Origin of the sequence: Cellvibrio sp. KY-GH-1, from assembly GCF_008806975.1 — a bacterium.
In the GTDB taxonomy this organism is placed as follows: Bacteria; Pseudomonadota; Gammaproteobacteria; order Pseudomonadales; family Cellvibrionaceae; genus Cellvibrio.
Genome location: NZ_CP031728.1, coordinates 2700427 through 2725794 on the forward strand (window position 1 = coordinate 2700427; position 25368 = coordinate 2725794).

Sequence of the window (25368 nt, forward strand, 5' to 3'; positions counted from 1 at the left end):
TGATTGGTAACTGACTAATTAACAACTGATTGACTCGCACCCATAGCCACTTTGGTTATCGAATTTTCGGTTAATGCACCCGTACGCGTGCGCAAGTGCAATTGCCGAATAAATACCAGCGTTAACATCAACAAATTAGCAGCGACCAGATTGTGCGCCACCGCATTTGCCAGTGGTAGCTGCCAATAAATATTGGCGATACCTAGGCCAATTTGGGTAACTAGCAACAGGCCAATCGTCAATACCAGTCGCCGCATACCTGCCGTTTTCGCGTTGCGCCAGCTACACATCAATAGCAGCGCAACTATAAGTGTAGTCATCATTGCACCAACGCGATGAGCCACATGAATACTCATACGTGCGTCATAAGACAACACACCATACTCATAGGTCTCGTGCCCCAGCGGTAAATGAAAAATGGATTCCAGTGAAAAACGCGTTTGCCATCCCGCATCACAAACTGGCAATTGTGTACACACCAGTGCTGCGTAATTTGCCGACGTCCAGCCCCCCAGGGCGATCTGCATTAACAAAAACGTCGCGGCTATATAGGCAAGGGGCAAAAAGCGTCTTAACTCAGGTTCGGTGGCAAGGGAATATTGCGCATTGAAAATATCCAGCCGTAACAGCGCCAGCAAACCGAGCAAAAAAAATCCACCCAGCAAATGTGCCATCACTACCAGCGGAATCAAATTCAAAGTCACTGTCCACATTCCCAACAGCGCTTGCATAATAATTAATGCCAGCAACAGCACCCCAAATTTACGCCAGCGTTTAATCACCAGGCTGAGCAAAAATATCGACAGCACCAACAACCCGAGCAAGCCGGCAATATAGCGATGCAACATTTCATTGTGCGCCTTGTGCGGCTCAACTACAGCGTTAGGAAATTTTTGTTGAATTTTAGCGATATGCTCCTCGTGCAAAGGGGCGGTCAGTTTCCCATAACAGCCAGGCCAATCCGGACAACCAAGCCCCGCATCGGTTAAGCGAGTGTAAACGCCCAAGCCAATCACTATTAGCGCTAACAACATCGCACTATTTACCAAACGTCGAAATACAATCAACGACGAATTCATAGACGGCTCCGATCGTAATTAAACAACCGCAATAGATCACTGCGCACATCGGCGGCCACTTGGGTGGCTATGGAATCAGTCAAGGGATAGCGCAAGAGTACAATTCCATGCTGGTTAATAATGACAAACTGGTTATTCAATAGCTCCAGCGTAGAATTCATTGCTGCTGTAGAGTTTAATCCTTCAGAGGTCTGCACCATTTTTAGCGCGGAGAATTTCGACTTCAGGCTCGTAACATCTGTTGTATTGCCGGCAACCAACATGGCTTGCACGCCTAGCTGTTTGCGGCCAAGCCCGGTGTAGAGCTGTTGCAAAAGTGTCAGCGCGCGTTCGCATTCTTGAGCACAAGATTGCGCGCTCACATAAGCCACAGTCCAATGCAAATCGCCCTGTGCGAGTGCAGGAATTAGCTTCACCTCCTGCGTCAGCCACCGGCCTTTATTGGTTGCTTCGCCTGTAAACCAGCCCATGGACAAACTTAATTTTGCAGCAGCAAAAGGTACCAGTGCGCACAGGGAAAATAATAAAAAGAAATTCCGCGCGTTCATGCTAATGGCTCCTCGTTGATACCTTATTTTTAGAAAAGGCGGTTTTAGATAAAGGGTCTTCAAGGGCAGAATTTTTTTCGATGGTTGTTCTCGCATTTCTTTAGCCGAATTTTCCGCTGTGATTGATTTTGAATTGCTCACCGTTTCACACTGATAGGCGGTTTCATGAGCGCAAGCCAAGCCCACCAGCAGCGCAGCAACAGCAAGCAACAACCATTGCAAGGCGTAAGCTTTGTGCCGCTCAGGAGGTAGGACCACAGGGCGATAATGCACAACAAAGGGCGATGATTGTTGCTGATAGATGAGTCCCGGCAATAATCCTGCAGGCAAGTAGCTCGCTAGCAGTTGGTTATCTATTTTCTGTATACGCATGGGCCAACGCCCCTGGTCTTCCAGATTTTTTCCAAGCAACAAGGTATCGGAACGCGCGCGATAGACACCTTGCACATTTATTTCATCGGAAATATTTACTTCAGGCAATTCTGTGCGGGACAGGGGCGCGGAGACCCAACCCAAATTAACCAACACAATTGCTGGCGGTGATGCGGAAAGTTCCTGCACAGGAATAACCACATCGTAACCGGGCCGTCCGCTCAGCAACTGGTTATCCAGCAACCAAACATAGGGAGAAATCCAATGCCCAGTAAACGCGACTAATGCTCCATCCTGCGCAAGTAAATTAGTTCCCTCTTGCGCGTGTGTCATCAAGCCGCCCAATGTGGTTGCGGGTTGCGTTTGCCATTGTGCGAGTTGATCCAGACTCTGCTGCTTTTGCGCTGCCCGCTGCCATTGCCAGGAAGCCAGAGCCAATAAAATCGCAACGACCAACACATTAATAACTGCCCAATACCAATGGACTACCCAGTTGCGTTTAAAGACTATAATGGTCATGTCACACATCCGTGGAGCCGATTATGCTCACTAAAATTATTCTGATTGCGCTGTTAATGCTCGTGATTATCAGTTTGTTCCAAGCGCTTTATGTCATGATGAAAAATGACGACGCAGCGCCAAAGATGTCCAAATTTCTAGGTCGCCGGCTGATTTTTTCAGCACTGGTTGTTCTGGCAATACTGGTTCTCCTTGCCACCGGGGTTATTACCCCCAACCCACGACCTTATTAACTAAAAACACCGAAATAAAAACATTTAACTTATAAAATTTTTACTTAAAAACTGTTAATTTAAAAACTGTTAACTGAAAAACAATGACCAATACCCTCAAAAGCGATTGCACTAATGTGCAATCGCTACAACACATACACAAAGACAAACAGGTTTAACCAAACCACATCCACAAAATGCCAATACCAGGCGGCTGCTTGAAAACCGAAATGGCGCTCAGGGGTAAAGTGACCTTTTACTGCAATGCGCAAAAAGATCACTGTCAGGAAGATCGCCCCCAGGGTGACGTGCAACCCGTGAAAACCGGTAAGTAAGAAAAAGGTATTGCCGTACACCCCAGAGTCCAAACGCAACCCCAACTCTTCATAGGCGTGAAAATATTCATGGCCTTGCAGTGCTAAAAAGCAGGCGCCAAGAATAATGGTCAACATCAAAAAGAAACCCAGCTGCGCCGGTTTCTTTTGCTCTATGCCAATATGCGCAAATTGCAAGGTAATGGAGGAGACCAGCAAAATAACGGTATTAATAAGCGGAATTCCATCCCACGGCATTGCTTGAGTTTCCGCGCCAGCGGGGGTTTTAATTAGCGGCCACATAGCGTCAAAATTGGGCCAGAGGATTTCGGCCGTCATAGCATTATTGCCAGCGCCATCCAGCCAAGGCACAGAGATAATACGCGCATAAAAAAGCGCACCAAAAAACGCAGCAAAAAACATGACTTCCGAAAAAATAAACCAGCTCATTCCCTGGCGAAAGGATTGGTCCATTTGCCTGCTGTATAGGCCATCCATAGATTCTTCAATCACATTACCAAACCAGCCAAATAACATAATCAACAACAAACCAAAGCCAGCAATAAGTGCAAGCACGCCCCAGAGATTGTCGTTCACCCAGTGGGCAGCGCCATTGGCCATTAAAAATAACGCAATCGCGCCGACAATCGGCCAATGACTGTGATGCGGAACATAATAGTGTTGGTAACTGGTACTCATGGGATACCTCCATTCGCACACTGGATTAACACACTGAAGCTAACGGCTCGCCGTTTGCCCCTGACTTTTATACAAACGATAGGACAAGGTAATCGTGGAATATTCCGCAGGTAATTGCGGATCTATATAAAACTGCACCGGCATGGATTTTTCGCCATGGGCGTCCAGCGGTTGCTCAGAAAAGCAAAAACATTCAATTTTTTTAAAATAGCGCGCTGCAGCTCCCGGCGATACCGACGGCACTGCGCGGCCAACCATGGCCTGGGCCGATAAATTTTTCACATTAAAATAAATAACTTTTACTGCACCGGGATTCAGTTCGATTGAATTTATTTCCGGTGCAAAATTCCAGGGAATAGAGTCATCGCGATTAGCAATGAATTCCACTTTGATCACACGACTTTTATCAACCCTTATAGATGGCGCTGCTGCCACCGCAGCGGTTTTTCCATTTAAGCCGGTCAAACGGCAAAACACATCGTAGAGTGGCACCAACGCAAATCCGAACAAAAACATCGCAATGCAAACCAACAGGAGTTTGCGCAACAGCGGCTGATGCGAAACGGTTTGATTTGTCATCGATCCAGCTCCTTACCAACCAGGTAATCACTAATGCTTAACGTCCGTCTTTATTTCCGGTGGAGATTGAAACGTGTGATAAGGTGCTGGCGATGGAATTTCCCATTCCAACCCATAAGCGCCTTCCCAAACTTGCGTGCTGGCCTTAACACCCTTGCGCCTGATACAGCGAAACACCATGGCGACAAATAGCAACTGCGACAAGCCAAATAAAAATCCACCGATACTGATAAATGCATTCATATCGGCAAATTGCAGTGCGTAATCCGGAATACGCCGCGGCATTCCCGCCAAACCGACAAAGTGCATAGGGAAAAACAACAGGTTGACCGAAACCAGTGAGCACCAGAAATGCAATTGACCAAGGCGCTCGTTGTACATCACGCCGGTCCATTTGGGAATCCAGAAATACACGCCCGCAATAATTCCAAACAAGGCACCGGTGACTAACACATAGTGAAAATGTGCTACGACAAAATAAGTATCCTGGTATTGGAAATCGGCGGGGGTAATCGCCAACATCAAACCGGATAAACCACCAATGGTAAACAACACAATAAAGGCAATCGCAAACATCATCGGTGTTTCAAAAGTCATGGCGCCGCGCCACATGGTGGCTACCCAATTAAAAACTTTTACCCCGGTGGGAACCGCAATCAGCATGGTGGTATACATAAAAAACAACTCAGCAGCCACGGGCATGCCGGTAGTAAACATGTGGTGGGCCCACACAATAAACGAAAGAAATGCAATGCTCGCGGTAGCGATCACCATGGACTCATAGCCAAACAGAGGTTTGCGTGCAAAACACGGAATAATGCTGGAGACAATTCCGAAGGCGGGCAAAATCATGATGTAAACTTCAGGGTGACCAAAGAACCAGAAAATATGTTGGAACATGACCGGGTCACCGCCCCCGGCAGCATTAAAAAAACTGGTGCCAAAATATTTGTCGGTTAACACCATTGTCACTACACCCGCCAACACCGGCATAACGGCAATTAATAAAAATGCCGTAATTAGCCAGGTCCATACAAACAGCGGCAAACGCATCCAGGTCATCCCCGGTGCGCGCAAATTAAAAATGGTGACGATAATATTCATCGCCCCCATGATCGAGGAAATTCCCATCATATGTACCGCAAAGACAAAAAATGCGGTGCTATCGTTGGAGTATGTTGTTGAAAGCGGAGCATAAAAAGTCCATCCCGACGCAGGACCACCACCCTCCATAAATAACGTGGACAATAAGATCGTAAAGGCGCAGGGCAACAACCAGAAGCTCCAGTTATTCATGCGCGGCAGCGCCATGTCTGGCGCGCCCACCATCAGCGGTACCATCCAATTTGCCAAACCAACAAAGGCCGGCATAATTGCACCGAACACCATAATCAAACCATGCACGGTGGTCATCTGGTTAAAGAAGTGTGGATCGACAAATTGCAAACCCGGCTGGAATAATTCCGCGCGAATCACCATGGCCATGCTGCCGCCGATAAATAACATCAGCAGCGAAAACAACAAATACAAGGTGCCAATATCTTTATGGTTAGTGGTGTAGAGCCAGCGCATAATACCTGCGGGCTTTTCATCGTGCGCATGATGGCTTTCGTGCTCACCAATACTTGGGGAATGTTCCTGACTCATTATTATTCTCCCGCACTCAAGGCTGCATTAATGTCGGCAATCTGTACCAGATCGCCTGTATCGTTGCCCCAGGCATTGCGCTCATAAGTAATGACCGCCGCTAATTCGGCTGCCGTAAGTTGCTTGCCAAAAGCCTGCATGGCGGTGCCGGGTTTTCCAAATAACACGGTGTGGATATGCGCCGGCTTATCTTTCGTCACCATGGCGCTGCCTTTTAATGCCGGGAAGGCGCCGGGCAAACCTTCACCACCGGGTTGATGACATACAGCACAGCGCGTCTCATAGACTTTTTGCCCTTGGGCGAGCAATTCTGCTTTACTCATCAAGCCACGTGCTGCCTCTTCGGCTTTGGCCTTTTCTTGCGCGGCAATCTGTTCACTCACCCAGGTCTCAAATGCTTCCGGTGTTTTTACATCGACTACTATCGGCATAAAGCCGTGATCCTTTCCGCAGAGTTCTGCACATTGACCACGATAAATTCCGGGGTTATCTATTTTTGCCCATGTCTCGTTAATAAAACCTGGGTTGGCATCTTTTTTAATCGCAAACGCTGGCACCCACCAGGAGTGGATCACGTCATCAGCAGTGACTAAAAAACGAATTTTTTTACCGGTGGGCAGAACTAGAGGCTTATCAACATCGCGCAGATACAATTCATCTTTGGTCGCATTGTTTTCAATTTGCTCGCGCGGAGTGGCGAGCAGCGAATAAAATTCGATGGGGTATTCCAGATATTTGTAATGCCACTTCCATTGCGAACCAGTTACCAACACAGTCATATCCGCTTTGGATGCATCTTCCATCGCGATCAAGGTTTTGCTGGCGGGAATGGCCATCACCACCAAAATAATTACAGGAATTGCAGTCCAGAGAATTTCTATTTTTAAACTGCCGTGGAATTGCGCCGGCTCCGCACCTTTGGATTTTCGGTGATGGACAATCGCCCAGAACATCAAACCAAATACCACCAACCCTATCACGCAACAAATATAAAAAATCACCATGTGCAGGTTGTACACCTCATGGCTTATTTCGGTTACGCCGCGCGTCATATTGTAAGCAGAGTGAGCCGTATCACCAGCAGCGGTCATATTGGCCACAATCATAGACAGCAATGCAATTAATACCCGGGAATTAACAACCCGATTGCAATTATTATTCTGTTTCACTGCACGACTCCTTTTTCAAGCGTAGTGCCGATGGAAATCGCAACGAACAGATGAGCAAATACCTTCCAGTCTCACAACGGGAATAAACCATTGCTCATAACTACTATTCATTAGCCACCGCTTTAACAAAGCTCAATGCTTTAAAACGGTCAGATTCCGGGACTATTCCCGGCAACGGAAATCAGGTGAAACTAACTGCCCATCTACAGAGGGCCAAGGCGCTACCTGACAACAGAACAGCCAACTGGCTACAGAAGAGAACGCCAGAACACAGGACGCACCAGACTCTTACAAGAATTACCGGCCACCTAAATTCCAACTACGTAAATAAAAACCCTACTACATAAACACAACCAGGGTCACGTAAATTACTTTTCATTCAATAAATAAATCTGGATAAGCCCGCAAGATATATACAAAACTACAGCTCGCGTTTATTTAACGTTTTAACTATAAACCGCGCTTTGTAAAACGCAAGTTGGATTAAAGAGATATTCCAATAGTAAAATATAAATTAAAAAACCCGATCATAGACCGGGCTTTACTAACAAAGCATTTTAGAATCTCAGCGTTGCCCCTAAAGTCCAGCTACTTTCGTAATCACCATCGGCGTACTTCAGATTAACTGCGAGATTATCGGTAAAATATTGATTCGCACGCACAAAGTATTCATTTTCATTATCGTTAGAATAGTCACCATCATAGGTGTAGTGAGTAACACCACCACCCAGGCTTAAATGACTATCCAGATAATAATCACCGGCCATAGAAAAACTTTGTGAATCGTCCCCATCATCTTCCGTTGCTTCGTAGCGAGCTTCCAAATTCAGCCAATGCCCTTCCGCACCAATTGGCATCACATATTTTGCATTAATATTCCAGTAATCAGAGACATCCACATCCTCATAAAACTCCGACCAAACCAGCATGCCATCAACAGGTGTTACACCCGCTTTGACATACCATCGAGAATCCCAGTCCTCCGAAGAGCTACCCTTATTTTCACCATAGTTCCATTCGGACCTCGCCTTAAACTCCCTAACGCCGCCACCCAGATAAAAAACACTATTTGGAATATAAATATCTGCACCTAGTTCTCGCCCATAAACCCGAGCCTCGCTTGTGTAGTCCAATGAGGAATAACTACTTTCGTAGCGACTATAATCTCCCCTTACATTGACACTACCGGCTTTTTGCAAAAATGCAGATTCAGCCAGCGGACGATTTTTAGTATCAACCAACGAAAAATAATAAGTGCCACTTAGTGAATAATCATTTTGGCTGGTTGAATAATTGTCGACGTCAACCTCACCATAGGCCGCAGCCAATTCCATTTGATAAGTTGCGCCAAATGCAACGGGAACAGCGGCGAACGAAAGGCTGGCAATAATAGTGGGGAGCATTTTTGATTTCATAATCTATCCTCTGATATAAACACTCGCATCGTTGTTGATGCACGAGTTCATACTAGTGATAGAAAATTGAATTTAAACTGAATGAAACATTTTGTTACAGTTTGGCGAAATCAGCGCTATTTTTAACGCCAAACTGTATTGAATGCGATTAAGCAAGGCAGTTGCAAGAAAAACGGACACCGTCTTCCAAACGCATGGCGGTAAGCGAACCACCCCACACGCAACCGGTGTCCAATGCGTACAAATTAGGCAAATTCACCTTCCCTTCCAGCGCTGCCCAGTGACCAAATATTATTTTTTCGTCGCGTGTTTTGCGTTGCGCAAAGGAAAACCAGGGAGCAAATCCTTCAGGAGCAGCATCAGCACTTTCTTTGGTTTGCAATTCCAGCACACCCTGCGCATTGCAAAAACGCATGCGGGTAAAATAATTGGTAATGACGCGCAAGCGATCAACACCGACTAGCGACTCGCTCCACAGGTTTGGAGAGTTTCCATACATACCGGCGAGAAAATTTTCTGGTTGCTCGCTTTTCAAAACGGTTTCCACTTCGCGCGCGCGCACTAATGCTTCTTGCAAATCCCATTGTGGTGGAATGCCGGCATGAACCATGGCGTATCCCAAAGCCGCGTCATGGTGAACCAGTTTTTGTTGACGCAGCCAATACACCAGATCCAAACGATCCGGCGCAATCAGCAATTGGTCGAGGGTGTCGCTTTTGCCTTTTTTGCGCAGACCGTAATAGACCGCGATAAAATGCAAATCGTGATTGCCGAGCACTATGGTAATTGAATCGCGCAAATTGTATAAAAAACGCAGGGTGGCAAGGGTATCGGGGCCGCGATTAATTAAATCACCCGCAAGCCAGAGCTTATCTTTAGCGGGGTCAAACGCAATTTTTTTTAATAGGCATTGCAGCGGCTCAAGACAGCCCTGAATATCACCAATTGCGTAAGTAGCCATATTATTTTGTGTACCCGTTAAAAATTAATGCACCGCGTAAGGCGGCACCAAGGCAAAAGTGGGAATGGGTGCATCAAACATCGCGCCCTCATCGGTGCGCATATGGTAAGTGCCTTCCATTAACCCGGTTTCGGTCTCCAGGATAACACCACTGGTGTAGGTATAACTTTCGCCCGGTTGCAAATGCGGCTGTTCGCCAACCACACCCATGCCCTGCACTTCCTGCAATTTGTCATTGGCATCGGTAATGCGCCAGTGGCGACTGATCAATTGCGCTGGCGCCTCGCCTTGGTTGGCGATGGTGATCGTGTAGGCATACACGTATTTGTGTTCTGCGGGAACCGATTGGGTTGCAATGTATTGGGTTTTTACATTGACAGATATTGCTGACATTTTTCACTACCTGAAATAAATGATTACTCGCCATCGTCGGCGGATATTTTTCCATTAAATGACACTTCGCCCAACAGATTACTCATCGCCACATATTCCGGCAAACTGATTTCTTCCGGACGCAAACTTAAATCGACGGGAAGGCTTTCCATTTGCTCCGTGGTGAGCAGTTGCTTGAGTGAGTTGCGCAGGGTTTTTCTACGCTGTTGGAAAGCGACATTTACGAGCGTCTCCAGCGTTTTTATATTGTTAGCAACAAAGGGCAATTCTTTGTAGGGAATCAAACGTACTATAGCGGAGTCCACTTTAGGGGCCGGATCAAATGATGTCGGCGGAACGTCGAATAAATCCTCCACCGCACAATAATACTGAACCATGATTCCCAGACGACCGTAAGCGCTTTCGCCCGGTTGTGCAGCCATGCGCTTAACAACTTCTTTCTGCAACATAAAGTGCATGTCTTGCACTTTGCTCGCATAGCTCAACAAATGAAAAATCAATGGAGTGGAAATGTTGTAGGGCAAGTTACCTACAATGCGCAGCGGCTTGTCATTGCGCATCAGCTGTGCAAAATCAAATTGCAACGCATCTGCCTGATAAAGCTGGAAGTTTGGATGTTTTTCAAATTTCACTTTTAACCAGGGCACCAGGTCGCGATCCAGCTCAATCACGTTTAAATTATCGCAGGCGTCTGCCAGTAATTGGGTGATAGCGCCTTTACCCGGGCCAATCTCCACAATCACATCATCTTTGTGCGGGTGGACCGAGCGCACTATGTCGCGAATAATGCCATGGTCAATTAAAAAGTTTTGTCCAAAGCGCTTGCGCGCTTTATGTTGGGATTCGTGATTCAACATTTTTTTCATGAGTGTTTCTCAAATTAGTGCGCGTGCTTTGCTTGCACCATGGCAAGTGCATAAGCCAATGCTGTACGCAGGCTACCCAAATCGGCCTTACCGGTCGCCGCTAAATCCAATGCGGTGCCGTGATCTACCGAGGTGCGAATAATCGGCAAACCCAGAGTAACATTCACCGCATTGCCAAAGCCTTTGTATTTCAAAACCGGCAAGCCCTGATCGTGATACATGGCGAGCACCGCATCCGCTTTATCCAGGTACTTGGGCGTAAACAAAGTGTCAGCAGGAAGTGGGCCAATGAGGTTCATGCCGCGCGCGCGCAGCTCGTTTAATACCGGCTCGATTACTTCGATTTCTTCGCGCCCCAAATGCCCGCCTTCACCGGCATGCGGATTTAAACCGCACACCAGAATGCGCGGCTCTTTGATGCCGAACTGCAGTTGCATATCGCGCTGCAAAATTTCAGTCACTTGTGTGAGCTCATCATGGGTAATTGCGGCGGCGACATCTTTTAACGGCAAGTGCGTGGTTGCGAGCGCAACGCGCAACCCTTCGGTAGCCAACATCATCACCACTTTTGGGGTACGGGTTTTATCCGCTAAGTATTCAGTGTGGCCACTGAAGGAAATACCCGCATCATTAATCACGCTTTTTTGCACCGGGCCAGTGACCAGGGCCGCGAAATGCCCACAGATACAACCGGCAATTGCGGTATCCAAGGAGCGTAAAATATAAGGCGCGTTCTTGACGTTAAGCTTGCCCGGTACGGCGGCTTCGACCAAGACAACAGGCAACACCGCCAACTCGCCTGCGGCACAGGGACGCGGGGCATCCTGCAAATTGATTTCGCGCAATCGCAAGGGCAAGTTCAATTGATGCGCTCGCTCGCGCAATAGCTGTGGATCAGCAATCGCCACTATTTCATGCGGCTGCGCCTGCTGAGCGAGCGTAACGACAAGATCAGGGCCGATGCCAGCGGGCTCGCCCGGTGTTAGCGCAATACGGTAGCAGTCCGTCATTTTACTGTGCCCCAAATTACTGAGCCCAAACAATTGTTGGGCCCAAAAATGCAACGGCTAAAAACCGGAATTGCAAGGCAACCCAATTTTTAGCCGCTTATCTGATTAATTGTTAACTAACGGCGACTAGAGTTTAATTTCAACGTAGGCTTCTTCGCGAATCTGTGTTAACCACAACTGAAACTCTTCATCGAAGCGACGCGAACGCAATACATTCGCCGCTTGATTGCGTTTCACTTTATCGCTCATATCTTCTTTGCGGCGCTCGATCACTTGCAAAATATGCCAGCCGAATTGACTCTTAAAGGGGCGACTGATATTGCCCGGTGAGGTGTTAGCCATAGCTTCTTCAAACTCAGGCACGAACATACCGGGTGTGGACCAACCCAAATCACCGCCACTTAACATAGAACCGGTATCTTCTGAATTTTCACGTGCCAGCTTGGCGAAGTCTTCGCCTTTTTCAATACGGGTTCTTAAATCCAGCAATTTCTGGCGTGCCTGCGCATCATCCATAATTTCCGACGTTTTCAACAGAATATGTCGCGCATGCGTTTGCTCGATTAATTGTGCACCGCCACCACGCTGCTCGATATTTTTCAAAATATGAAACCCGGCGCCGCTGCGGAACGGCTTGGAAACTTGCCCTACCGCAAGATTGGCCATTTGGTTGCCAAACAACTCCGGCAATTGCGCCAGCTTGCGCCAACCTATGTCGCCACCTTGCAGCGCAGCCTGATCATTGGAAAAGCTAATAGCCATTTGCGAAAAGTCACTGCCCGATTGCAATTTCTGGTAGATCTCATTGGCTTTCTTTTCTGCTTCTGCCACTGCATCTGCATCCGCACTACTGGAAACCGCAATTAAAATATGGCCAATATGAAAATCCGGCGAGGTTGCATATTTGCCGTCGCTGGAGGCCAGGAAATTATTAATATCTTGTTCAGTAATTTTAATGCGGCTGTTCACCACACCCTGTTGTAAATGACTGATCGTTAACTCATTGCGCATTTGTTTGCGCAGACCAGCCAGATTCAAACCCTGACGCTGCAAGTCTGCCTCCAACTGCGCCAGAGTGATTTGATTCTTTTGCAGCACACGCCCTACAGCTTGATCTATTTCAGCCTCGTCCACTTTAATTTCATAGCGCTCCGCCAATCCCAACTCAATACGCTCAACAATTAGCTGTTCCAGAATTTGCTTGTTGAGCACTTCGTCAGGTGGCAATTGCTGGTATTGACCACGCAAACGATCCAGTACCGATTGTTTGCGATCATTCAATTCACTTTCCAACACAACATCTTTATCGACAATCGCCACAACGCGGTCCAGTGATACCGCATTGCTTTGGGCCAGACAGGCTTGACTGCCAAGCAGCATCAGCCCGCTCATAAACATCGCCCAGGCACTGCGCATTTGATGAGGCTTGTTTTGGTTCTTACTCATAACATCAATCACTGTTTTATTGTAAAGAGGCTTCACGCTCGCTATAGCCCAACATGGCTTTATCGAGCAGGTTACTAATACGTTGACTCAAGGTGCCAAAACCGCGTAACTGCACTTCAAAGAAGATGCCGCGATCATAATCGTCATTGCTTAAATCCTGCAGGAAATCCTGGCTGAAATCGAAATCCACCCACTGGCGGGCCAATACGCGGATACGATAGCAACAATCGGTGTATTCGAGCCCGGCAAAGGTATCGAGTTCCGCACTGAAATTAAAATCATAGTTAGTGCGTGCAATTACCGCCCACTGGTTATTCAGGGGCCAGAGCGCGGTTACATCCAACTGATCCAGGGTTTCGCCGATTTGCGGGTTAGTATCCAGTGGGCTCAGGGTCACCGGATCGCGCGAGTAACGATAGCCCAGATTCAGGATGCGGTATTGCTCATCCATGTAATGCAGGCTGCTGCTCACGGCGTTAACTTTCTTTTGCTGGTGATCATAGAGAATGTCGTTGGAAAGGCGCAGATGATCGCCCAGTTGCGCACTCACCTGACCCGCAATGGCGGAGCTGCTGCGGGTATTGGCATAGTCATCTTCATTGTTGAGGATACTAACTTCGCGGTCCTCAAAATAATTGATCTGCCCCACACTCAAACGCACCCGCTCTATACCGGTATCGGCTTCAACGAAGCGGCTCGTCAGCCCCACAGCGAGGTGATTGGCGTCGTCAATACGATCGCCACCAGAAAAACGCGAATCGCGGAACAACTGCTGGTAGGTAAAAACCAAATCCGAGGTGTCGAAGTTGACGTAGCTGGTCTCGCTGGTCAAACCGTAAAACGCATCCTGATTTTCGTAGTCGCGATACAAGTAAAACGCACGCGGCTCAAGGGTTTGGGTGAAAGCCTCGCCAGACCATTGCCGGTCGCGCTCGAAGTACAAACCAGTATCCAACGAGCCTTGTGGCGCCACAATGCGGGGACTGGTGTCGGCGTCTGCACGCATATTGGTCGCATCCAGTTGATAGCCCAGAGTTTTGACCCCCACACCCGGTTTGATAAACCCGGCGGCGTACTGTTTGTCCCAGGTCAAGCCGTAATTGGTGCGGAGACGCTCGCCAGTAATCAAATCAGCTTTATTAAGGGCCTGTTCCGGGTTATCCCCAAAGTAGCGGTTCATTGCAAAGTGGGTGTATTCGTTATCCAGCTCCAGCAGCCACTCATTAATGCGATATTCACCATCGGCATTCAACCGCGGCAACTCGCGATACGGCAATTGGTTGTCCGTTAGCAGGCGAAACTCCTCAATCTTTCCGGCTAACTGCCAATGATCTGTGGTGTAGCTACCCGATATACGCTGACGGATATAGGCTTGGCGGTTCAAATCCACAGCGCTACTATCCACATCGCGCAGATAATCGGTATCGCTCACATCGGTGTAATCGATAAGAGTGGACCAGGGCTGATTGCGTCCGCCAGTCTGGTTCAGATTGAACTGCCAGCGATCTTTACCTTTGTAGGGATAGGCATCTTCCTCGGCAAGCTCACCGCTATCAATTTGATCCTGCAGGCGCTCACTGTAGCCACCACGATCATCATTCAGGGCGCTGGCGTTTAATTGAGTGTCAAAGCTGCTCGACATATGACGCAGCTCACTGGCCAGAATGTTGCCGTGATCCGACAAATAGCGCCAGGTGAAAGTGGCATCGTAATTGGGTGCAATATTCCAGTAAAAGGGCGCTGTAAATTCACCGACGCCGTCATTTTCATCAAACCCCATAGAGGGAAAGAGAAACCCGGTTAAACGATCTGGCCCAATAGGAAAGCGGAAATAAGGGGCATAGGCGATGGGAATATCTTTGACTTCCAAACGCATATGTTTAGCGGTGCCGTAATGCTTGTCATTGTGCAAGGTGATATTGGAGCCGCGGATCATCCAGGTATTGTCTCCTGGCTCGCAACTGGTAAAAGTCCCTTGGTCCAAGCTGATAATCTGATCACCAAACTTTTCAAGTTTTTCCGCGCGGCCACGCACACGTGTTTCGTAAAGTACAAAACGGGCCTGTTCCAGCTCGGCGTTGCCGGTGTTGGTGTCTACATAGGCGCGCTCGGCGCGTAGCAATACACCCGGCTCACGCACCTGAATGTTTCCTTTCAACTCGGCTTCACGCGTTGTTTTATCAAACGTGAAGGTGTCGGCGCGGAACGAGCGGCGCCCCTGAGTAAGGCGCACATCACTGTGCATAACAAATTTGGTTTGCTTTTCCGATTCAGAATAATCCGCAGTACCGAAAATATTCGCTTTTTCCGGGTCCATCTCTGATTCCGCATCATCGCGGGGTGGTGCTATATAAGCACCACAGCAAGCAACCGGTACTTGTTGCTTTTGCTCCTCGGTTAACTCTTCCATCGGAACCCAATCCAATTCGCGCAAAGCGTCATTGGGATTAATCTGGGCAACTGCTGGGGCACCGGAGGACGACGAATTGCTAGCACTGGACGACTGGTCCTGCGCCCACACGGAAGCGGCAGGCAGCAGCAATAGGCCTGCGCACTGGGCCGCAATCGACAGGGCCAGCCGCGAAGGGACAAATGATCTATATCGATTTTTTAATGAAAAGTATCGATCTTGCTTGGGTTGATTCTGGGTTGGAGCCATTAACCGCGGTCTCGTACTGGCGGGCGAATATGCGCACTGCCGTCAATTGTTGGATTTGCTGAACTGAGTCAACAGGCGCCTGAAAAAGTTGCCGCCGAAAAAATTGCAGCGATTCTACTGGAAACCGCCTGCACTGGGAATGAATAGCACCAAAAGCAATAGATTGGGGAAAGAGCAGCGACTGGAGTAGAATCCGCGACCAATAACACCCCCTGGAATAACGCCCTAAACTATCAGGCCACCGATGACAGATTCCACCAGCAGCTCCGTTACCGATACCCGCAAGTTAGCGCTTGCCAACTGGACAACCCTTAACACACCAGAAGCGTGGCATCCGATTATACTCCAAAGTCTGGGCAGCGATGCCGGCTTCCGCCGTTACTTCCGCTTTCAACAACCCTCTCAATGGCTGGCTGTGGATGCCCCGCCCGGCACGGAAGACAGCCAACAGTTTATTGCGATTGCCGCATTGATTCATGCCCAGGGCGTGCATAGCCCGGCAATATTTGCCGCCGATCCCAACCAAGGCTTCCTGCTGGTGGAAGACATGGGCGATAACTTATTGTTCCGCGCCGCAAATAATCACAATGCCGACCTGCTCTATCATCAAGCAATCGACACACTACTGCAGCTGCAGGGTTGCGCAGATAATCCAACATTAATTCCTCGCTACGACCGCGCCTTGCTGCGCCGTGAACTGGAAATTTTCAGCGAATGGTTTGTGGGCAAGCTTTTAGGGCACCCGTTGTCCACAGCGGAACAACAGCTGCTCGACCATCTTTTTAATTTGTTGGAAGACAATTCCCTGAATCAACCCCAAAGCTTTGTGCACCGCGACTATCACTCGCGCAATCTGATTCTGCGCAGCGACAACCAACTGGGTGTTATTGATTTCCAAGGCGCACTCTGGGGTGGAGTCACTTACGATTTAGTCTCGCTGCTACGCGATTGCTACCTGCGCTGGCCAACGGAAAAAGTAACGCAATGGGCGCTCTATTACCGAGCGCGAGCCATCGAACTCCAACAAATCCCGGAAGTAGATGCGAAAATATTTTTGCGCTGGTTTGACCTTATTGGATTGCAGCGTCATATCAAAGTGCTGGGCATCTTTGCACGCTTGAATTTGCGCGATAACAAGCCTGGATACCTGCAGGATTTACCGCTTGTGATTCGCTATACGCTGGAGGTCGCACAGGAATACCCAGAACTTCAGGTCTTTGCACATTGGTTTGCGCGCACCCTGCTACCGCTCGCCCAACAACAGGAATGGTACGCAGATTATCAAAGTGCCGGGGATCGCCCATGAAAGCCATGATTCTCGCCGCAGGTTTGGGAAATCGCATGCGCCCCCTGACCGATCACACCCCCAAGCCCCTGCTCTGTGCCAACAACAAACCCTTGATTGAATACCATCTGGAAAATTTGCAGCGCGCGGGCATTCGCGACGTCATTATTAACCTCGCCTATCTGGGTGAAAAAATTCGTGCACATCTCGGTGATGGCGAGCGCTGGAATTTGCAGATCCAGTATTCGCAGGAACCCGAACCGTTGGAAACCGGCGGCGCGATTTTAAAGGCGCTGAATTTACTGGGCGATGAAACGTTTTTATTAATAAATGGCGACGTCTGGAGCGATCTGGAATTTAGCGAATTGTGTGCGCAACTATTAAGTCCCACACACTTGGGTCATTTGTTATTGGTGCCTAACCCGGAATTTCATCCTCTTGGCGATTTTGCCTTGAGCGATTCCGGCGTATTACTGGAAGACGCGCAAAAAAAACATCCGCAGCGATTCACCTTTGCCGGCATCAGTTTACTAAAACCGCAATTGGTATCCCACTACCCGAACAAGCGCGCAAAGTTTCCATTAGTTGAGTGCTTTCGCCACGCCATTGCGCAACAACAATTAAGCGGGCAACTGCATCACGGACACTGGAGCGACGTAGGCACACCGGAGCGTCTGCAAGAACTTGAAGATTATTTATCCCCAATCACCTGATCGTAGGGGCGCAATTTATTGCGCCCTGATTTATTGTTTTCTAATTGTCTAAACAATCAATTCATCGCCAACAACTGGTGATTACCATGATGATCAACCTGCATCACCAACTGAATATCATTATTCGCGGTATCCACTACTTCGCCATTCAATAACAACTCCGTTTTAATCGGATAAACGCCTTGCGGCAAACCTTCAGGCAGGGTGAAGGTAAATTCATTTTTGTAGCGGCCGCCGGCTTTGGTGTTTTCATTCACCGGCTTGGTGAAATTTTTTAATTCCTTGGTGTTGTCTTCATTGTCGTAAATCGCAATACGCTCTTCGATCAATGCCGTTTTATGGCGGGTACCCGGCACCACCACGATATCCGATTGAATGATCACTTCCTGGCCGGGTGCCACTACGTTGCCCGGCAAGGTTTTGGTTTGATACTCAGTGGCCACAGGCTCTGCAGGTAAATTCTGATTTTTGGTTTTGTATTCTTCGGCAACCTGCTCCTCTTTGGCGATGCGCTCGGACCGGTGCTTGATAATCATTTTGGTAATTAAGGTCACTGCCACAGCAACTGCTGCAACACGCGCTGCCGCTTTTAAGCGCTCTCGATTCTTACAGCCCTGATCGCCACTTTTGCATTTGTAGGAGCGATCAATATTGTCTTTCAGATCGCTCAAACTAAATGCGTAGGCAGGTGAAATTAATGAGAACGAAAGAATAGCAATTATAATTTTGGCTTTCACAGTAATAGCCCCCAAGTGAGTTATTTAGATGCGCTCAACAAATTATTTAATAGTGAACCCGGATTCCTTGAGTTTGCGCTGGGTTTCCTGGGCGCGATTTTTTAACGCTACCGCCGCTTGGTAGCTCGCATCCAACTCCAGTACAGACTCCGCTTTGGCTATCGCGCAGGAATAATTTTTCTTATCCATACAGCCTTGTGCATCACTCATCAACCGCGTGATTTTTACGGTGAGCGCACTGGCCTGTTCCTGAGCCAAGGACGCAGATTGTTTAATCGCTACAGCTTGGGCATTGGTCGGGTCCAACTCCAAAATACGAACAGCCGAATTAACCACACATGAATAGTCGCGCCCAGACAAGCAAGTTTGCGCGCGCGCCAACGCACTGCTAATTTCCTGTTCTTTTTTTGCTGCGGTTTGCGCCTGTTGCGCGCGCGCCACACTCAGTGCCTCATGAAAACTCACCACCTGCGAGCTATGTGCACCTATTGCTTCCGCTTTTTGTAAAAACAATGCCGCACAATCCAAGTCCTGCTGCTGCAAACAGGTTTTTGCTTCAGCAATTAACTCGTTAATTTTCTCATCGCTAGCACGCTGTTCATTGGCGCGCTGGGCGCTTAACAACAATTGTCTGGCGATGACATTCTCCGGGTCAAGATTGGCGGCCACCAAACTGTGTTCAATTGCGCAATCAAAATTTTCTTCCGCAAAACAGCGTTGCGCTGCCGCCACTTTTTCCGCAATAGTCGCCCGTACTTTTTGCTGCGCCTGCTGCTGGCTATAGGCAAACCAACCGGCCCCCAGCAGCGACACCAAGGCCAGACCAATAGCGCCACGCAAGAGTATTGGATTGCGCCGGGGAAATAACGCATCAGAAAATTGCGCGACACTCGCGTAGCGCTCGGACTTTACTAACGCCAGACCACGACTTAAGGCTTTCCACTCGCGCGAACTCAATCCCTCTAAACGCTTGGCCTGCATTTTGTGCTCAAGAGCTTGCAGTGCCGAGCGATTATTGTAGGGATGACGCCCCGCCAACATTTCATAGACAACACACGCCAGCGCGTAAACATCGTCAGTAAATGCGAGCGGCTCATCTTTTACCATTTCGACCGTGGCGTAGGCCGGTGTTAATGCACCCAACTGACCTGCATCGAATTTATGCTTGTGCGCTTCGCGATTGGTCGCGCGCGCGATACCAAAGTCGAGCACTTTGGCGCTGCCGTCGGGAGCGACAAATATATTGCCCGGTTTGAAATCCGCATGAATAAATTGCCGCTGATGGGCGTAAGCCAATGCCGCGCATAGATCGCGCGTGATTTTCCACACCTGTTCTTTGGGCAACCCCTGATTGCGCTGCGCCTTGATTAATTGATCGAGCGGCTGACCTTCGAGTAGCTCCATGGTCATAAAAAGCGTATCGCCGTCGCGATCAAAATCGTGCACGGTCACAATATTCGGATGCGCCAGGGTTTGGGATTTTGCCGTTTCCTGCTGCAAGGTAACGAAGGCGTCCGGGTGATCTTTAAAATCCTGATTCAATACCTTGGTGGCGATATACGGATTGGGGTCTTCGGCTTCTACTTTGCGCAAATCCCGGGTTTTATAGACGGTACCCATACCGCCATGGCCCAGCACATCCTCCAACAAAAAGCGTTTCTTGAGCAGCAACCCCTTGCCGGTGTGCGATTGCTCAACTAACTCACGCGCACGCGCAAAGCCAGCTGAGTGATTGTGGGATGCGGAATAACGGGTAATTTGGGTAGAGTGATCAGTAGCAGAATGCGCGGGTGCAGTAGTCCCTGCCACGCGGGTTTCACCCGTAGCAAGATCGGCGCGAATCTGGGTCTGATTGGAATTGTTGGAATCGGTCACGCAACATCCCCGGCGCGTTTGGACTTGGCTCAGGGAAGAATATTATCACGGCAAATCAGTTTTATCGCGCCAGAGTAGACTAAAGAAGAAGCGATACTGAAATAGTCATATCTACCAGTTGCAGACCAATAAAACGAACTGCAGGATAGCTTCCGTGCAGTTCGTTTAGGCGTTTAACAGCCGGGCTACTTCGCTGCGGTCACTTCGATTTCATACCACAAGCTCGCGGTTGCGCCATTCAATACCAGTTGCGCCTTGCCGCCGTTATCGCCCACCGCCAACGCCGCTTTTCGCTGACCGGTTTCATCCAGAACCCAAGCCTTTGTACGCGCACTGGCAAATGGCAAATCCAGAGTGACAGGAATAACCTCCACCAGCGTTGGGCTGGTCCCCCAATTTGTGCCCAGCGAATTTTTCGCTGCGCTTTTCCACTGCATATTCGTGTTTTCGGCATTGCCAGTTGCCACTACCAAAATTTTCGCTTCGCTATCGATATCGCTAAAACTACCCTGCTGCGCGGTGAGCGCAACCGTTGCCCAATTGTTAGCAGTGGCCGCCACTTTAATACCGACATTACCCAGTATAAGCGCGCGATTATTAATAAAGCCGATCAACGATTTGGTTTTCGCTGTATTTACCGTTACCAAACCCTGATTGACTTGAGAGAGATTCCACACCAGCTCATTGGTATCCGAGGCCACTTGGGTTTGGTTGCTCGCCACCGGTGCGGTGCTCAAACCCTGCGGGTTTGCACTCACATCCAACGCAAAACGTTTGGTGAGCGGAATATCATTGGGTACATTTAAATGTGAGCCATTGGCGACATTCCAAGCTCCACCTTTACTCACCAACACACCTAGTTCCGTAGCCGGATCAAAATTCATCAGCAGTTGGCTTTGTGCCGCCGCCACATCGCCGCGCCGGAACATATTCGCGGCAATCAGCATATTGGCCATTTTGGTGGGGTGCGCATTCATGCTGAAAAAATCGCTGAAGTAACCCTGTCCCCAATTATCATTGGGCCCGGCGTCATAGGCAAACATCATAATGCCGTCCCAATCTTGCAGCGCACCGTAAGCCGCGACCAGCAGCTGCCCCTCACTGCCGTAGCTATTGGGCGATGAATGCTGGTACTCGGAAATGGTAAAGGGCATCCCCTGAATACGCTGCTTCGCCAGTGCGGTCAGGGTATTGTTAAAGGTGTTGACCATGGATTGGTTATCCACCGTCCAATTCACCGCATCCCAATCCGCCGTTGGAAATACCGGATGCTGCCAGTAGGCATGTGCGTCGGCAAAATCAAATTGTTTATGGGTTCCCGGCGGCGTATTCATAATCGCAGTGCCTGTTACCAAACCACTAAAACCTATGGTGGCTTTTATGTGGTTTTTCATATCCGCCCAGTAGGCCGTTTCCAACGCGCGTAAAAAATCTGCCCAATCTTTATCGCGCCCATTGGTGTAGCCGGCTGAGCGCAAATTGTTACCAATGGTTTTTGCATCCAGGGACTGGCCCGCAGGCAATTTGCCAATACTTCCGCCCGCTTTAAAACTGACATCGCCAATATAAACTGTCGCAAGCGTATTACCGAAGCCGTTGAAATTAATGCGCACATTGGTATCGCTTTGGCTGGCAATAAAGCTGGTTTCAAAATATTGCCAACTACTGGTCAGCGAATAATTGCGCTCGAGTAATGTTGTCCAAGGGTCGTAAGCCAACCCCATGGCTGCGCCGAGTTGCCGAGCAGTATCCGCCTTAGCCCAAAAACCCAAGGTATAAAGCTGATCTTTTATTATCGCGAGATTGCCCTGATTTAATTGCACATTCCAACTTGCAGAGCCCGCTTGGGTTACTTTTAACTCCACGCCGCCGCGCCCGGCAAAACTACCGGCCGTTGCAGTAACTTTTGCTGTATCGTGTTGTTCGATATTCCAACCGCTAGTGCCGTTGGCGAAATTATTATTGGCCAACTTTTCAGAACCCAGAGGTTGATCAAGCGCACCCCATCCAGCTTCCAACGTGGCGGTAGATGCATACTTTTCCGCAAGCCAGTTATTCCAGCGCTCATTCAGCATCGCACTGAATACTTGCGGCCACTTATCGATCGAGCCATCGTAATACTGCTGAAAAATGCCGTTCTCGTTATTAATTTCCACAAAGGCAATTGCCGGATCTTCCGCATAAGTTAATCCTGTGTAGGGATTTTTATGGGTCAGCAATTGTGTTGCAAATTCTTTTTCCAGATTGCGAAAAGTCGGGGATACATAACCCAACACATGACGCTGTTTCCAGGTGAGCTGACTGATGTCTGCGGGTAAACCATCAGCGGCAGAAAAATCGCGCGAGTTAATTAAATTGAGATTGATGTAAATGCCGTTGAGTTTGAGCTGATGGATAAAATAATCCAGCTTGTCGAGGTTATCAGCATCCAGCGAACGACTATTACCCGCTGCATAATTGATAATACTTTTGGCCCCGAAGTTATTATCCATATGATGGAATCGCACCAGGTTCACGCCAAACTTGGCTAAACGCCCGGCCACTTTCTCCGCATTGTTCTTGGCTGTAAGTGTGGAGCTGGCGGTGATATTCACCCCCAGGAAACGAACGCGTTCGCTCCCCGCAACGAAATGCGCATGACCATCGACTCTAATTGCGCCGAACTTGCCAGCCGGCTTATGGTTCAATAAATCGCCAACCTGGGTAATGCCGCTCGCGGCATCATCAAAAGGCAAAACGAAGGGAACCATTTGGTTAGACATCGCCCCCGAACTTGAGCTTTGCACAACCGACGCCACGGACGAAGAGGCCGGCGTGCTCACGGGGGTCGAGCTTGATGCTTTTGAGCTTACAGCCGCTGAGGCGGGTCCCCCGGAATCCTTACTCCCACCCCCGCCACTACCGCAGGCGGACAGCCAACCACAACAACATAGGACAAACGCGGGCACCAGGAGGGGATTGATAAGCGTTAATTTCATCGTAGGAGCACTCCGTAAGGCTTTTTATCTTTATAAGTTGCTCAAAGTGTATCCAGAATCCAAGATTTAACCTCTTGTTGGCGTGTAAACTATCGTAAAAATCTGATCACACCGACCAAGCTCGATTAGCACCCAAAATGTGTTTCTTTGGTTGACAAACCGCGTTAAGACGGCATAATGTCGCGTCCCTGAATCCAGACCCTTTTTTAGACAGTTTTAACCCGAATTTATATATAGGAGCACTAAGGTGGCAAATTCACCCCAAGCTAAAAAACGCGCGCGTCAGAATGAAAAAGCTCGCAAGCACAACGCAAGCATGCGCTCTATGGGGCGTACTTACCTCAAGAAAGTGCTGGCTGCTATCGCTACTGGCGATAAAGCTGCTGCTCAAGCCGCTTATGTTTCTGCAGTTTCTGTGATTGATCGTATCGCCGACAAAGGCTTGATCCACAAAAACAAAGCTGCTCGTCACAAGAGCCGTTTGAACGCTAAAGTAAAGGCACTGGCTGCTTAAGCGCACCAGACCAGCAGTACAAAAACCGGCTACGGCCGGTTTTTTTGTGCCCGCAATTTGTGCATGTAGAGTTAATCAGCAGCAATCAGCCGATAAACTCACCTCTCAGGGCAATTTAAGCTCTATACAGTGTCACAAAAACAGATTAAATTCGGCAGCAACTTTTGGCTGGAAGGCTATTCCAGCGCTATAACAACAAGAGCCGGATTTGCAGGTAACTCCTCCAGACTGACCAAAACACGGACACAGCCATCTGCAGGCACCCGAAATCCGATAGCACATACTAATAATGGAGATACCCTATGTTGCCGCGTGATCATTACCTGAAACAAACATTCCAGGATGCTGTGAATTTCCCTGAAGGATTTGAGAAGGGGGGGTTATCCGATGTTCAAGCAAGGTTGATACGCAAACACGGAGTCCTGATTAACGCCCTGATGCAAGAAGAAGTTTCCGACCCCACCACTGACGACCAACACATCCTCAAAGTTATCGCCAACCAAAGCGCCCCCAAAAGCCCCATTGAACAAGCTTGGGTTAAATACCTGTCCATCGCAAAAGCCCGCCAGGCTTCAGCGCCAACCAAAACCAAAACCAAACCCAAGGCAAAAGCGGCAGAGCCCGTGGCTACAGAAACAAAGCCCAAAGCAGCCGATGCAAAACCCGCCAAAACCACCAAGAAAGCCACCAAAACCGAGGCGGGTTGACAACTCCAGCGCATTGCTGAAAAATCCGCCCTACCGAAGGGGAGTAGTTCCCGCTGCGGATGTCGTCATCACGAGCCTTATCACTACACAGGCTCCGGCGCCGCAGGCAAATGCCCAGCATTTGTGAACGAGACCTTTGTCGCAATGACAAAGGTTTCGCGTGTCCGGTCGTTGCGTTTTTTATTCACGCCTCATTCGGAGACACATTATGCACTGCCCCAATCCCAGCTGTTACGAATCCCCCGATCGCCCTCACCTGCTCATTTCCGAGCGCTCGGGTATTGAAATTGACTACTGCCCCAAATGTCGTGGCGTTTGGCTGGATCGCGGAGAACTGGATAAGTTGATTGAACGCGCACAGGAAGACGCGGCACCAACACCACAAGTCCAACCTGAGCCCGCCCGCAGCTATCAGGAACAAACTTACCGCCCACAACATCAAGAACAGCACTATCGCCCGCAAGAACCCCAGTACAAAGAGCAGCGCCAGTACGACTCACATCGAAAAGATTACGATGACCGCAAGCATCACAACTATGGCGGTCACTACGGTAAACCCTACAAAAAGAAATCCATCCTGAGCGAAATTTTTGATTTTTAACGATTGATTGCAGGCTGTTCGATAAATTGGCGAGCGATTATTTTGCAAATAAAAAAGGCGTGCACCGGGC

22 protein-coding genes are annotated in these 25368 nt (G+C 48.8%); 6 read left to right on the top strand and 16 right to left on the bottom strand.

Going from position 1 to position 25368, the window contains the following annotated elements; translation table 11 throughout:
* Positions 1-14 precede the first annotated feature (14 nt).
* Complete coding sequence (locus D0C16_RS11670) at positions 15-1079, bottom strand: heme A synthase (RefSeq protein WP_151032541.1); 1065 nt, start codon at positions 1077-1079, stop codon at positions 15-17.
* Positions 1076-2518 (bottom strand): SURF1 family protein, encoded by a 1443-nt coding sequence (locus D0C16_RS24450; protein ID WP_225318997.1) that lies wholly within the window; start codon positions 2516-2518, stop codon positions 1076-1078. Before D0C16_RS24450 ends, D0C16_RS11670 begins: the two co-directional genes overlap by 4 nt.
* A gap of 23 nt (positions 2519-2541) precedes the next feature.
* Here D0C16_RS24450 and D0C16_RS11685 point away from each other — a divergent pair, with 23 nt between their 5' ends.
* Complete coding sequence (locus D0C16_RS11685) at positions 2542-2751, top strand: DUF2909 domain-containing protein (RefSeq protein WP_151032542.1); 210 nt, start codon at positions 2542-2544, stop codon at positions 2749-2751.
* A gap of 125 nt (positions 2752-2876) precedes the next feature.
* Here the strand turns inward: D0C16_RS11685 and D0C16_RS11690 are convergent, their stop codons facing one another.
* The 11 genes from D0C16_RS11690 to D0C16_RS11740 form a co-directional block, all read right to left on the bottom strand.
* Positions 2877-3743: a cytochrome c oxidase subunit 3 gene (locus D0C16_RS11690; RefSeq protein ID WP_151032543.1), complete on the bottom strand. Its 867-nt coding sequence runs from the start codon at positions 3741-3743 to the stop codon at positions 2877-2879.
* A 39-nt stretch (positions 3744-3782) separates the two neighbouring features.
* A complete protein-coding gene (locus tag D0C16_RS11695; protein WP_151032544.1) occupies positions 3783-4322 on the bottom strand; it encodes a cytochrome c oxidase assembly protein in 540 nt (179 codons plus the stop codon).
* 30 nt (positions 4323-4352) lie between these two features.
* Positions 4353-5894, bottom strand: coding sequence for a cytochrome c oxidase subunit I (gene ctaD / locus D0C16_RS11700; protein WP_225319039.1), 1542 nt, complete (start codon positions 5892-5894; stop codon positions 4353-4355).
* 77 nt (positions 5895-5971) lie between these two features.
* The gene (coxB, locus tag D0C16_RS11705; protein ID WP_370458220.1) at positions 5972-7075 is read right to left on the bottom strand and encodes a cytochrome c oxidase subunit II; all 1104 of its coding nucleotides are present in this window, start codon (positions 7073-7075) and stop codon (positions 5972-5974) included.
* Positions 7076-7695: 620 nt separating this feature from the next.
* On the bottom strand, positions 7696-8553 hold the full coding sequence (locus D0C16_RS11710; RefSeq protein ID WP_151032546.1) for a putative porin: 858 nt from the start codon (positions 8551-8553) through the stop codon (positions 7696-7698).
* A 148-nt stretch (positions 8554-8701) separates the two neighbouring features.
* Positions 8702-9514, bottom strand: coding sequence for a symmetrical bis(5'-nucleosyl)-tetraphosphatase (locus tag D0C16_RS11715; RefSeq protein WP_151032547.1), 813 nt, complete (start codon positions 9512-9514; stop codon positions 8702-8704).
* A 24-nt stretch (positions 9515-9538) separates the two neighbouring features.
* Positions 9539-9907 carry a Co2+/Mg2+ efflux protein ApaG gene (gene apaG / locus D0C16_RS11720; protein ID WP_151032548.1) on the bottom strand — a complete coding sequence of 123 codons (369 nt, stop codon included), beginning with the start codon at positions 9905-9907 and terminating at the stop codon, positions 9539-9541.
* Positions 9908-9930: 23 nt separating this feature from the next.
* A complete protein-coding gene (gene rsmA, locus D0C16_RS11725; protein ID WP_151032549.1) occupies positions 9931-10773 on the bottom strand; it encodes a 16S rRNA (adenine(1518)-N(6)/adenine(1519)-N(6))-dimethyltransferase RsmA in 843 nt (280 codons plus the stop codon).
* 14 nt (positions 10774-10787) lie between these two features.
* Positions 10788-11783: a 4-hydroxythreonine-4-phosphate dehydrogenase PdxA gene (pdxA, locus tag D0C16_RS11730; RefSeq protein ID WP_151032550.1), complete on the bottom strand. Its 996-nt coding sequence runs from the start codon at positions 11781-11783 to the stop codon at positions 10788-10790.
* A 126-nt stretch (positions 11784-11909) separates the two neighbouring features.
* Positions 11910-13229: a peptidylprolyl isomerase gene (locus D0C16_RS11735; protein WP_151032551.1), complete on the bottom strand. Its 1320-nt coding sequence runs from the start codon at positions 13227-13229 to the stop codon at positions 11910-11912.
* Between the two features lie 16 nt (positions 13230-13245).
* Positions 13246-15888, bottom strand: a complete 2643-nt coding sequence (locus D0C16_RS11740) for an LPS-assembly protein LptD (RefSeq protein ID WP_225318999.1) — start codon at positions 15886-15888, stop codon at positions 13246-13248.
* A 244-nt stretch (positions 15889-16132) separates the two neighbouring features.
* Between D0C16_RS11740 and D0C16_RS11745 the strand changes: the two genes are divergently transcribed.
* Together D0C16_RS11745 and murU are read left to right on the top strand one after the other, a co-directional pair.
* Positions 16133-17194 carry an aminoglycoside phosphotransferase family protein gene (locus tag D0C16_RS11745; protein WP_151032552.1) on the top strand — a complete coding sequence of 354 codons (1062 nt, stop codon included), beginning with the start codon at positions 16133-16135 and terminating at the stop codon, positions 17192-17194.
* Complete coding sequence (gene murU, locus D0C16_RS11750) at positions 17191-17886, top strand: N-acetylmuramate alpha-1-phosphate uridylyltransferase MurU (protein WP_151032553.1); 696 nt, start codon at positions 17191-17193, stop codon at positions 17884-17886. Before D0C16_RS11745 ends, murU begins: the two co-directional genes overlap by 4 nt.
* A 56-nt stretch (positions 17887-17942) precedes the next feature.
* Here murU and D0C16_RS11755 read toward each other — a convergent pair whose 3' ends face one another.
* From D0C16_RS11755 to D0C16_RS11765, 3 genes are all read right to left on the bottom strand, one after another.
* Complete coding sequence (locus tag D0C16_RS11755; protein WP_151032554.1) at positions 17943-18623, bottom strand: hypothetical protein; 681 nt, start codon at positions 18621-18623, stop codon at positions 17943-17945.
* Between the two features lie 42 nt (positions 18624-18665).
* On the bottom strand, positions 18666-20498 hold the full coding sequence (locus D0C16_RS11760; RefSeq protein WP_151032555.1) for a serine/threonine-protein kinase: 1833 nt from the start codon (positions 20496-20498) through the stop codon (positions 18666-18668).
* A gap of 185 nt (positions 20499-20683) precedes the next feature.
* Positions 20684-23260 (bottom strand): carbohydrate binding domain-containing protein, encoded by a 2577-nt coding sequence (locus tag D0C16_RS11765; protein WP_191968696.1) that lies wholly within the window; start codon positions 23258-23260, stop codon positions 20684-20686.
* Between the two features lie 463 nt (positions 23261-23723).
* Between D0C16_RS11765 and rpsT the strand changes: the two genes are divergently transcribed.
* The 3 genes from rpsT (at position 23724) to D0C16_RS11780 (ending at position 25298) form a co-directional block, all read left to right on the top strand.
* Entirely contained in the window at positions 23724-23990 is a 267-nt protein-coding gene (rpsT, locus tag D0C16_RS11770; protein ID WP_151032557.1) for a 30S ribosomal protein S20, read from the top strand.
* A gap of 302 nt (positions 23991-24292) precedes the next feature.
* On the top strand, positions 24293-24697 hold the full coding sequence (gene maoP, locus D0C16_RS11775) for a DUF413 domain-containing protein (protein ID WP_151032558.1): 405 nt from the start codon (positions 24293-24295) through the stop codon (positions 24695-24697).
* Between the two features lie 208 nt (positions 24698-24905).
* Positions 24906-25298, top strand: a complete 393-nt coding sequence (locus D0C16_RS11780; protein WP_151032559.1) for a zf-TFIIB domain-containing protein — start codon at positions 24906-24908, stop codon at positions 25296-25298.
* The last annotated feature ends 70 nt before the right edge of the window (positions 25299-25368 follow it).

Coding starts and splice junctions, on each gene's coding strand:
- D0C16_RS11670 (WP_151032541.1), bottom strand. CDS start 1,079: ATGAATTCGTCGTTGATTGTATTTCGACGTTTGGTAAATAGTGCGATG.
- D0C16_RS24450 (WP_225318997.1), bottom strand. CDS start 2,518: ATGACCATTATAGTCTTTAAACGCAACTGGGTAGTCCATTGGTATTGG.
- D0C16_RS11685 (WP_151032542.1), top strand. CDS start 2,542: ATGCTCACTAAAATTATTCTGATTGCGCTGTTAATGCTCGTGATTATC.
- D0C16_RS11690 (WP_151032543.1), bottom strand. CDS start 3,743: ATGAGTACCAGTTACCAACACTATTATGTTCCGCATCACAGTCATTGG.
- D0C16_RS11695 (WP_151032544.1), bottom strand. CDS start 4,322: ATGACAAATCAAACCGTTTCGCATCAGCCGCTGTTGCGCAAACTCCTG.
- ctaD (WP_225319039.1), bottom strand. CDS start 5,894: ATGCGCTGGCTCTACACCACTAACCATAAAGATATTGGCACCTTGTAT.
- coxB (WP_370458220.1), bottom strand. CDS start 7,075: ATGATTGTGGCCAATATGACCGCTGCTGGTGATACGGCTCACTCTGCT.
- D0C16_RS11710 (WP_151032546.1), bottom strand. CDS start 8,553: ATGAAATCAAAAATGCTCCCCACTATTATTGCCAGCCTTTCGTTCGCC.
- D0C16_RS11715 (WP_151032547.1), bottom strand. CDS start 9,514: ATGGCTACTTACGCAATTGGTGATATTCAGGGCTGTCTTGAGCCGCTG.
- apaG (WP_151032548.1), bottom strand. CDS start 9,907: ATGTCAGCAATATCTGTCAATGTAAAAACCCAATACATTGCAACCCAA.
- rsmA (WP_151032549.1), bottom strand. CDS start 10,773: ATGAAAAAAATGTTGAATCACGAATCCCAACATAAAGCGCGCAAGCGC.
- pdxA (WP_151032550.1), bottom strand. CDS start 11,783: ATGACGGACTGCTACCGTATTGCGCTAACACCGGGCGAGCCCGCTGGC.
- D0C16_RS11735 (WP_151032551.1), bottom strand. CDS start 13,229: ATGAGTAAGAACCAAAACAAGCCTCATCAAATGCGCAGTGCCTGGGCG.
- D0C16_RS11740 (WP_225318999.1), bottom strand. CDS start 15,888: ATGGCTCCAACCCAGAATCAACCCAAGCAAGATCGATACTTTTCATTA.
- D0C16_RS11745 (WP_151032552.1), top strand. CDS start 16,133: ATGACAGATTCCACCAGCAGCTCCGTTACCGATACCCGCAAGTTAGCG.
- murU (WP_151032553.1), top strand. CDS start 17,191: ATGAAAGCCATGATTCTCGCCGCAGGTTTGGGAAATCGCATGCGCCCC.
- D0C16_RS11765 (WP_191968696.1), bottom strand. CDS start 23,260: ATGTCTAACCAAATGGTTCCCTTCGTTTTGCCTTTTGATGATGCCGCG.
- maoP (WP_151032558.1), top strand. CDS start 24,293: ATGTTGCCGCGTGATCATTACCTGAAACAAACATTCCAGGATGCTGTG.
- D0C16_RS11780 (WP_151032559.1), top strand. CDS start 24,906: ATGCACTGCCCCAATCCCAGCTGTTACGAATCCCCCGATCGCCCTCAC.